At 75.8% G+C, this 9,291-nt stretch carries 6 protein-coding genes; 3 read left to right on the top strand and 3 right to left on the bottom strand.

Annotated features, from left to right (window positions below):
• Positions 1-88 precede the first annotated feature (88 nt).
• A complete protein-coding gene (locus H1A17_RS32150; RefSeq protein ID WP_309236922.1) occupies positions 89-796 on the top strand; it encodes a DUF4139 domain-containing protein in 708 nt (235 codons plus the stop codon).
• Positions 797-803: 7 nt separating this feature from the next.
• On the opposite strand, the gene H1A17_RS32145 is transcribed toward H1A17_RS32150, so the two are convergent.
• The 3 genes from H1A17_RS32145 to H1A17_RS32135 all read right to left on the bottom strand — a co-directional run bounded on the left by H1A17_RS32145 (position 804) and on the right by H1A17_RS32135 (position 5,188).
• Positions 804-2,336 carry a polysaccharide deacetylase family protein gene (locus H1A17_RS32145; protein ID WP_194823637.1) on the bottom strand — a complete coding sequence of 511 codons (1,533 nt, stop codon included), beginning with the start codon at positions 2,334-2,336 and terminating at the stop codon, positions 804-806.
• 112 nt (positions 2,337-2,448) lie between these two features.
• Positions 2,449-3,825 (bottom strand): glycosyltransferase, encoded by a 1,377-nt coding sequence (locus H1A17_RS32140; protein ID WP_145919515.1) that lies wholly within the window; start codon positions 3,823-3,825, stop codon positions 2,449-2,451.
• A gap of 1 nt (position 3,826) precedes the next feature.
• A complete protein-coding gene (locus tag H1A17_RS32135) occupies positions 3,827-5,188 on the bottom strand; it encodes a nucleotide sugar dehydrogenase (RefSeq protein WP_145919516.1) in 1,362 nt (453 codons plus the stop codon).
• 615 nt (positions 5,189-5,803) lie between these two features.
• On the opposite strand from H1A17_RS32135, the gene H1A17_RS32130 reads away from it, so the two are divergent.
• Together H1A17_RS32130 and H1A17_RS32125 are read left to right on the top strand one after the other, a co-directional pair.
• Positions 5,804-6,679, top strand: coding sequence for a DUF4132 domain-containing protein (locus H1A17_RS32130; protein WP_194823636.1), 876 nt, complete (start codon positions 5,804-5,806; stop codon positions 6,677-6,679).
• Positions 6,676-9,291: hypothetical protein (locus H1A17_RS32125; RefSeq protein WP_228544649.1), on the top strand; the 2,616-nt coding region annotated here is incomplete at its 3' end. The genes H1A17_RS32130 and H1A17_RS32125, both read left to right, overlap by 4 nt.

Raw genomic sequence — 9,291 nt, 5'->3', positions numbered from 1 at the left:
TCGCCCTGGTGGCCTTCGGGCTGGCCGCGGCGGTTGTCGACCCGTACGGCCAGCCGGGGCTGCAACCCGAGCACCGTCGGCTGGTGGAGTGCGCCCGGCAGCCGGCGGCGGTGGGGCGGCCCGTGCGGGCGAGCCACGCCCGATGGTGCGCGACAGCGTCGCCGAGGTCGAGCAGGGCGTCACCGCCGCGACCTACCGGCCGGCCCGCCCGGTGGCGGTGCCCGCCGACGGCAGCGCCTACCGGGCCGTCATCGCCGTGCTGGACCTGCCGGTCCGCCTCGACCACGTGACCGTGCCGCTGCGGGCCGCCGAGGCGCACCTGCGGGCGACGGTCCGCAACACCTCCACGCACACCCTGCTGCCCGGCCCGGCGGCGGTGTTCCACGACGCCGACTTCGTCGCCACCACCCGCCTGCCGACCTGGGCGCCCGGCGAGGAGACCGAGGTGGCGCTCGGGGTGGACGACCGGGTCCGGGTGGAACGCGAGCTGACCCGGCGCTCCGACACCCGGGCCGCGCTCGGCTCCACCCGGCGGCGGGACGTGGAGTACCGGATCAGCGTGGCCAACCACACCCCGCGACCGGCGACGGTGGAGGTCCGCGACCAGCTGCCGGTCTCCCGCGACGAGGCGGTGACCGTCCGGGAGGCCACCGTCGTCCCGCCGCCGGACGAGCGCACCGAGCTGGGCGAGCTGACCTGGCGGCTGCGGCTCGGGCCGGGGGAGGGCGGCGACATCACCCTCGGATTCCGGGTCGAACTCGGCAAGGGCGTCGAGCTGGCCGGCTGGCGGGAGTGACCGCCGCTCAGCCGGCGGCGGTCACCGCCAGGGTGGCGACCGACGGGTGGGCGCGTCCCTCGGTGTCGTCGATCGCCACCGCCAACCCGCCGGTGGCCCCCGGCCCGGTGGGGGTGGACACCCGCAGGGCCGGGCCGCCGTCGACCCGGGCCACCGTCACGCCGTCGCGCACGGTGACCGTGACCCGGTGGGTGGCGGCCGGGTCCACGGTGGCCTCGGCGACCACCGTGCCGGCGCGCAGCACCGCCACCCGGCCGTGGGTCACCCGTACCGCGACCGTGGCGTCGCCGTTCACCCCGACCAGCAGGGTCACCGTGCCGCCGTCGGCGCGCAGGCCGCGCACCGTGGCGTCGGCCGTGTAACCGGTCCAGTCCGCGCTGGCGTACGCGAGCAGGGTGCCGTAGGCGCGGCGTGGGCTGTCGGCGGGGAACCGGCCACCGGTCAGCGGGGACAGCTCGGTCATCGGCTCGCCGTGCTGGTCACGCCAGTCCCAGGCGCGGGCGAACGGGTCGGTCACCACGGCGGGCACGGCCGTGCGCTCGACGACGGCGCTGACCAGTTCGGCGGTGGTGGTCCGGGCGTACACCTCGGCCCGCTCGACCTGCCCGTCGGCCGCCGACCGGCGGCTGCTCGGCTGCGGGGCGAGCGACTTGTTGGTCAGCGCGGCGACGAACCGCGCGGCGATCAGGTCGCGGCTGAACGCGGCCGCCTGCGGGTCGGTCGTCGCGTCCCCGATCTCGGAGAACGGGTACGCGAACAGTCGCGGCCGGGGCAGGCCGTGGGCGGTGAACGCGGCGAACATCGCGTCGAGGTCGGCGGTCAACCGCTGCCGGTAGGCGGCCAGGCTCTCCTGCGTGCCGGTGTCCGGCTCCCAGCGCCGGTGGGTCAGCGGGGAGCCGAGCCGCCCCGGCGCGGTCTGCACCCGGGTGTGCAGGTCGTGGGTGTGCGCCTGGAAGTCCCACCGGCCGGAGCGGCGCATCCGGTCGATCTCCGCCCAGCTCAGGTAGTACGGCCGGTGGGTGCCCACCTGCCCGGTGATCAGATAGGAGGCGGCCACCATCCGGTGCCGTTTCAGGATCGGGTCGGCGTACGCCCACAGCCCCCGGGTGCCGTCGTCGAAGGTGAGGTAGACCGACCGGGGCGGGACGCTGCCACCGCGCAGGTAGTCGACGTACTGGGCCGAGGAGATCGTCCGGTAGCCGGCGGTGCGCAGCGCGGTGAGCTGGGCGTCGAACGCCTCCGGGGTGACCACGTAGTGCTCCCGGCCGGTCGGCTCGGTCGCCGCCGGGTCGTCGCCGTGCGGCCGGATGTCGTGGTAGGCGACCACCACCGGAGCGGCCCGTTCCGGCAGCCGCCCGGCCGTCTCGGTGAAGCGGCGCAGGTCGGCGGGGTCGACCCGGGTGACCGGGGTGTCGTGCTGCCCGCTGACGTGGCGTCGCAGGTCGTCGAGATACCAGGACACGCCGAAGGGCGCCGCCACCACCAGCAGGGTGACCAGCGACAGCAGCCCGCCGAGCGCGCGCGGCCAGAGCCGGCTCACCGGAGCACCTCACCCCGGGTGAACACCACCGCGTAGAGCAGCACCAGCGCCGCCACCCCGGCGAGGGCGAGCGCCACCCGGGCCAGCCCGGCCAGCAACCGCCGCCCGGCGTTCACACCGTGCTCCGGGACCACACGCCACGCCGGATCGTCCCCACCGACCAGGGCAGCAGCCAGGACAGCACGGTCGCCGAGAGCACGCTCATCAGCGGCCGGTACGCCCAGCGCGGGTCGCCCGGGTTGTCCAGCCGGTAGGCCAGCCCCCACGCGGTGCCCTTGAGCAGCACCCCGCACAGGTAGAGCAGCGGCACCGCCCACCAGCCGCGCAGCGGCGCCCAGACCAGGTGGGAGAAGGCCATCGCCGGGGCCAGCGCCACCCACAGCGCGTGCCCGTAGTAGAGCGCGGCCGGGCCGGCGCCCCGCCGCCACATGAACGTGCCGGTGAAGAACAGGTTCCGCACGTAGCTCTTCTTCCAGCGGGTCTGCTGGCGCAGGAACGGCCGCAGCCGGGCCGGCACGGTGGTCCACACCTTCGCCGAACGGACGTAGCCGACCCGCCAGGCGCGCGGCGGATGGTCCTCGTCGCGGACGAACGGCGAGTCGGCGAAGCGCGCCTTGAGCCGGTCGCCGATCCAGCGTTGCCCCAGCACGTAGCCGGTGAGCTGCCGGTCGGTGGCGAACCGGAACTCGCCGCCGAGGAACCGGTCGGCCGCCCAGGCGGGCAGGTAGTTGAGCACCGCCTCCCGCCGGAACACCGCCAGCGGGCCGGAGACACAGGTGACCGCCCCGAACGACGCCTCGGCCGCCTTGGAAACCCGGAACTGGCCCTCGTACCAGACGTCCTGCACCCGGCTGAGCAGCGACTCGTCGGGGTTGAGCGCGCGGGCGTGGCCGCTGACCGCGCCGAGGTCCGGTCGACGCAGTAGCGCCTCGACGCAGCGTCCCACCGCGTCCGGGGCGAGCACGCAGTCGGAGTCGGTGAAGGCGAGCACCTCACCGGTGGCGTGCCGGGCGGCGTGCACCAGGGCCCGCTTCTTGCCGACGTTGCGGGGCAGGTGCAGCACGGTGACCGGGAGTTCGGCGGCGAGCCGGTCGAGCACCTCGGCGGTGCCGTCGGTGGAGCCGTCGTCGACCACGATCACCTGCAACGGGCGGTGCTCGCTGCCGGTCATCGACCGGACGCACGCCTCGATGCCGTCGGCCTCGTCCTTCACCGCCACCAGCAGGCTGACCGTCGGGGACGGCGGCAGCGGCGGGAACGCGGCGGCGTGCCGGGGCTGCGCCGGGGCCTCGGCGGGGTCGACGTACCGGGCGTAGGCCAGGTAGAACACGCCGACGGTGGCGGTGAGCACGGCGAAGCCGTAGAACGCCAGCAGCGGGGCGTACGGCAGTTGGGGCAGCTGGCGGGCCAGCAGCACGATCAGCGGGAGCAGCGCGAGCACGGTGAGCAGCCGACGCAGGCCGCGCCGGACCGGGGCGGTCACCGGCATCTCAGACGACCTCCCGCCGGGGCAGCCCGGCCAGCCGGTAGGTGGCGTCGAGCACCATCGGCTGCCCGCGCAGCCACGCCTCGTCCAGGCCGGACTGGCGGGTGTGCACGACCACCAGGTCCCACTCCCGGTCGGCCGGGTCGGCGACCCGGTGCAGGGTCTGGCCGTCGGGGGTGCGGACCGTGTCGACGAGGTCGTCGACGAAGCCGACCTGCGCGCCGGCCCGGACCAGCTCACCGATGATCTCCAGCGCCGGGGACTCCCGGACGTCGGCGACCCCCGGCTTGTAGGTCACCCCGGCGAGCAGCACCCGGGCCCCGAGCAGGGGACGGCCCGCCCCGGCGAGCAGCTCCCGGACCCGTTCGACGACCCGGCGGGGGCGGGCGGCGATCCCCCGCATCGCGGTCTCGATCAGGGGCGCCTCCCGGCGCTGGCCACGGACCTGCCAGAGCAGGTAGTGCGGGTCGCACGGGATGCAGTGCCCGCCCACCCCCGGGCCGGGCTGGAAGGCCATGAACCCGTACGGCTTGGTGTCCGCCCCGTCGATCACCTCGGTGACGTCCAGGTGCAGGTCCCGGCAGAGGTCGGCGAACTCGTTGGCCAGGGCGATGTTCACCGCCCGGAAGGTGTTCTCCAGCAGCTTGGTCATCTCGGCGGCCTCGGGCGAGCCGAGCCGGTGCACCAGCGGGGTGATCCGGGCCAGCGCGGCGGCGGCCCGCGCGGTGCAGTCCGGGGTGGTGCCGCCGACCACCCGGGGGGTGAGTTCCTGCCGGTGCCGGTCGTTGCCGGGGTCGACCCGTTCCGGGGCGAACGCCACGAAGACCTCCTGCCCGACCCGCAGGCCCCGGGCGGCCAGCGGCGCGACCAGCAGCTCGCGGGTGGTGCCGACGTAGCTGGTGGAGGTGAGCACGATGGTCTGGCCGGGGCGGGCGTGGGCGACCACCGCCGCGCAGGCCGCCCGCAGGGCGGTGAGGTCCGGCGCGAGATGCCGGTCCACCGGCGTCGGCACGCAGATCAGCACCGTGTCGGCGTCGGCGATCTCGCTGAGCGCGGTGGTGAGGCGCAGCGCCGGGTCGCTGGCCCGCAGCGTCTCGCGGAGCCGCTCCCGGTCGTCGTCGAGCAGGTCGGCCCGGCCGGCCCGGATGTCGTCGAGCCGGTCCGGGGAGATGTCCACCCCGGTCACCCGGGCGCCGCTGGCGACCAGGGCCAGGCTGGTCGGCAGGCCCACGTACCCGAGGCCCACCACGGCGGTGCGGGCCCCGGGGCTGGCGGCGACGGCGGCGGCCGGCTCCGGCAGGGTGGCGGGGGAGGCGGGCGCGCTGGTCGGGACGTCGGCCCGGGCGGCGGGCAGGAGCTGCGACATGGTCGGTGGCCCTCACGGAAGGTGAACGGGGATGACCCCAGAGTGCCGATCCGGCCGCCCCGCCGGCTGTCCGTCGAACAGCCGCCCGACAGCAGAAAGGCTACGGTGGGTCACTGTCCGTTCGGTCAGTTCTCGGCGTCGGGGCAGCCCGGACGCGTCGTTGTCGCCCCGGTGTCCTGACTCGCGGTGGTCCCACCCGGCTCATTCGCCCCGCCGGTCACAGTGCTGTCGGCGGCCGTCGTCGAGTAAGAATCATCACTGGCGGTGAGCCGCCGGGCGTGCTCCACGATCCCTGTGCCGGCGGGGTTCCACGGTCGTCCGCGGCGGGCCCGGGTCGCGCCCCGGGCCGGTGCCGAGTCGCCGGGCGGCCCCTCGGTCGCCGGTGGACCCGGTCCGCGAAGCCTTGCCGGTCACGGGTGCGGCGTGGCGGCACCGGGCGGACCGGACGACGTCGTCCGGTGGACATTCTCCCGTCACACCCGTCGATGGTCACCGACAGTGAGTCGGCCGTGTCGTCGTCGGGGCCGTCGCCGGGTGCCGGGACGACCGCCCGACTTTGTCGCCCGGGTGGGCTAGCCTCCGGTGTCTTCTTCCGTCGAGACGTGGGGTGTCCACATGGGATGGTCAGAGGTGTCGGGTGGCTACCAGGTCACTCTCCGCGACGGCGACGTCGTCGCCCGGAACGCCAAGGGGCGGGAACTGCGTTCCGTGCCGGCGTCCCTGCGCGACGATCCGACCGTGGTGGGGCTGCGGCAGCTCACCGAATGGCTGACCCGGCACGAGACCCAGTGCCGCACCGACATCGAACGCTGGATGGTGCGTTCGCTGCCGGTGCCGGTCGCGGTCCTGACCGAGGTGTGGCCGGACGAGGCGTGGCGCACCGCGCTCACCGACCTCGTCGTCGCGGTGCTCGACGACGAGGGCCGGCGCGACCCGGACGGCGTGGGCCTGCTCCGCGAGGTGGTCGACGGTCAGGTCGGTCTGGTCGACCTCGACGGCGACAGCGTCCGCCGCAGCGCCGACCGGGTCGTCATCCCCCACCCGGTCACCCTCGACGACCTCGACGACCTGCGGGAGTTCGCCGCCGAACTCCAGGTGCGACAGTCCGTCGACCAGCTCTTCCGGCAGACCTGGGTCCTGGGGGCGGACGTCGACGCGACGGCGACCCGCTACGGCGGCTACGCCGGCGGCCGGTACGACCAGCTCCGGCACCTGACCGCCCGGGCGACGTCGCTCGGCTACCCGGTACGCGGCGGCAACGCGGTGTGCCGGATCGTCGAGAACGGTGTCACCGTCGAGGCCCGCTCCTGGGTCGGCGCGGACGACCCGTACTACGAGACCGAGACCGGTGACCTCGTCTTCACCGACCGGCACGGCACCGCCCTGCCGCTGGGCGAGGTCGGCCCGGTGGCCTGGTCGGAGGGAACCCGGATGGCCGCCGCGCTGTACGCCGGCCGGGTCGTGGCAGCAGAGCAGGAGGAGGACCAGTGAGCGTCGACCCGACGGACCTGTTGGAGGCGGGCGCCGTACTGCCCGTCGGCACGGTGGTGGCCAAGGACGACACCAGCGACACCCTGACCGCCCGCCGCTACACCCACCCCGTCCTCGCCGGACGGACCGTGGTCCGGCTGGTCAGCGACGCGCTGGGCGAGGCCGAGGACCTGTCCATGGAGTTCCTGGGCTTCGCCCGGCCGCAGCGGGTGACCCCGGTCGGCGTGGTCCGCCAGCAGGCGCTCGGCTTCCCGGCCTGGGCGCTGGTCCACGACCCGGCCAACGGCCACCACGCGCTCGCCCTGGTCAAGGAGATCGAGCGGCTGGCCCGCACGGCGCGGTCCCGGGTCGGCCCGGCCAAGGACGGCTTCAACGCCCTCGGCGAGCGGCTGGCCCGGTCGGTGCCGCACTTCCTGCCGACGTTCTACGAGGAGGCCGGCCGGGCGTTCCTCGCCGCCGACAGCGTCACCCACGCGGCGACCATGTTCGGCAAGGCCCGCGACGCCGAACGCGCCTACGGCCTGACCATCGACGAGGACCGCCAGCACGCGGTGTTCCTGGAGTTCGCGCTGGCCGGGGCGTTGACCGCGAAGGCGCTCTCCGGCCACGCCCGGGACCTGGCGGCCCGGCGCACGCCCACCGACGCGTACGCGATGTTCCTGCGGCTGTGCGTGGAGCGCACCCTGGGCGGCCTGCCGCCGTACGCGGCGATGCACACCGACCTGCGCCGGCTGGCCCGCGCCGCGGGCCTCGACCCGGCCACCGAGGACGAGCGGGTGCTCGGCGAGCTGCTCGCCGCCCCGGCCCTGCACCGGGCCCCGGAGGCGTTCTGGACGGCCTACCGGCAGCCACTGGCCCGGCTCGCCGCAGCCGACCCGGCGCTGCGCGGCCGGCTGCTCGGGCTCACCCCCCGCAACTGCGGCGACGACGTCTGGCTGGCGGTGCTGGAGGAGGCCGACGCCACCCGCGCGCTGACCGGGCCGGCGGGCGACGTCCCCGCCGAGGCCGAGTCGCCCGACGGGCCCGCCGGCTGGCTGCGCCGCTTCGACGAGCACCGGGAACGCCGCTCCTGGCGGGTCCGCAAGCGGCACCCCGGGCTGCTCGCCCTGGTCGAGCGGATGGCGGGACGACTCAAGGCCGACGGGGTGCCGGTCGCGCTCTGCCGCGACCACGACGCCGTCGACCTCGACCTGCTCGACACCTGCCTGGCGCTGGGGGTGCCCGTCGCGGAGCCGACCGGCGACGCCCGGCACCGGCTGGACAACTGGTTGTCCGACGACACCGACGGCCGGCGTGACCTGGTCGCCGTCGCCGCCGACCCCCGGTTCCTGCCGATGCTGGTCGAGGGCGTCGAACGGCGGCTGCGCACCGGCGGGCGGGACCTGCGCGACCCGACGCCCCGGGTACGGGAGATCGTCGCGGTGCCCGGCCTGCGGACCGCCCTGCGGCGCTGGCTGGACACCCTCGCCGACGCCGTCGGGCGGCAGGGGCTGCCGGCGCTCGACCAGCACCTCGACCGGGTCGGCACGGTCGCCTGCCCGACCGGCTTCGCGGTCAACCCCGACGCGGTACGGCGGCTCGTCGACCACGACCTCGGCCCGGTCCTCGGCCGTACGCTGCGCTCCGGCCTGCTCGACGAGTACGGCTGGCCCGCCCTGGACACCGCCGCCGAACGGCTCGGCGAGTCGGGGGCGGACGTCCAGCTCACCGGTCAGTGGCCCTACCTGCTGCTGCTCACCGGCGACCTGGTGGCGGTCATCGGGCCGGACGGGGTGGAACAGGAACACCTGATGCGGATCCCGGCCGGGGAGAACCGGTACCGCTGGCGGCTGGTGCTGCGCCACGTCGACGGGCAGCTGCTGGTCTGCTGGGACCGGGGCCGGGACCGGGCCGCCTACTGGAGCGGCACCCCGGACGACATCTTCACCCTGGCCGACGACGCCTTCACCACCTACCCGCAGCTGTCGTTGCCGCTGCCCGGCGGCGGGCGCACCCTGGGCCGGCGTCCGTTGCGCGTCGGCGACCGGGCCGAGCGGACCGGCGGCCGGGTGATCAGCGACGGCGACACCTACTGGGTGCGCGCCGCCGACCACCCGTTGGGCTGGCGCGAGTACGACCCCGCGACGGGCGAGGCCGGCCGGTTCTCCCGGCCGACGTTCTTCGAGGACGGCACCGTCGACGGTCGACCCCTCGACGCCGAGGCGTCCTGGCTGCGCCCCACCCGGTCGTCCGACAGCCCGCTGGGCCGCGCCGACGGGCTGGCCGGCTGGCGGGTCCGCCGCGCGGCGGACGGCGGCTGGTCCGGCGAGGCCGTGAACGGGCTGTCGTTCGTCCTGCCGGCGGGTGCCGCCGACGGCAGGCTCGCGGCGGCGGTGCGGTTCCCCGGCGCGGACACCACGTTCGGGCTGCTGCGCCGTGGCCGGGGCACCGGCGGCGAGCTGCTGATCTGCGCCGAGGACGGCTTCGTGCTCGGGCGCTACCCGTCCGGCGACGAGCGGTCCGCCTTCGCGGCCGGCAGCCGGCTGGTGCCGCCGGCGGAGTACTGGCACTTCCTGCGGCCCCGCGACGAGGCCGGCTCGGCGGCGCTGCGCGCCGTCACCGACGCGCAGGCC

The sequence above is a fragment of the Micromonospora sp. S-DT3-3-22 genome (assembly GCF_015354745.1).
Taxonomy (GTDB): Bacteria; Actinomycetota; Actinomycetes; order Mycobacteriales; family Micromonosporaceae; genus Micromonospora; species Micromonospora wenchangensis.
Note: the sequence above shows the minus strand (reverse complement) of the source record. Positions and strands in the feature narration are given on the sequence as shown.

What these genes read in the sequence shown, in the direction of transcription:
- H1A17_RS32135 (WP_145919516.1), bottom strand. Translation starts at nt 5,188, where the DNA reads ATGTCGCAGCTCCTGCCCGCCGCCCGGGCCGACGTCCCGACCAGCGCG.
- H1A17_RS32140 (WP_145919515.1), bottom strand. Translation starts at nt 3,825, where the DNA reads ATGCCGGTGACCGCCCCGGTCCGGCGCGGCCTGCGTCGGCTGCTCACC.
- H1A17_RS32130 (WP_194823636.1), top strand. Translation starts at nt 5,804, where the DNA reads ATGGGATGGTCAGAGGTGTCGGGTGGCTACCAGGTCACTCTCCGCGAC.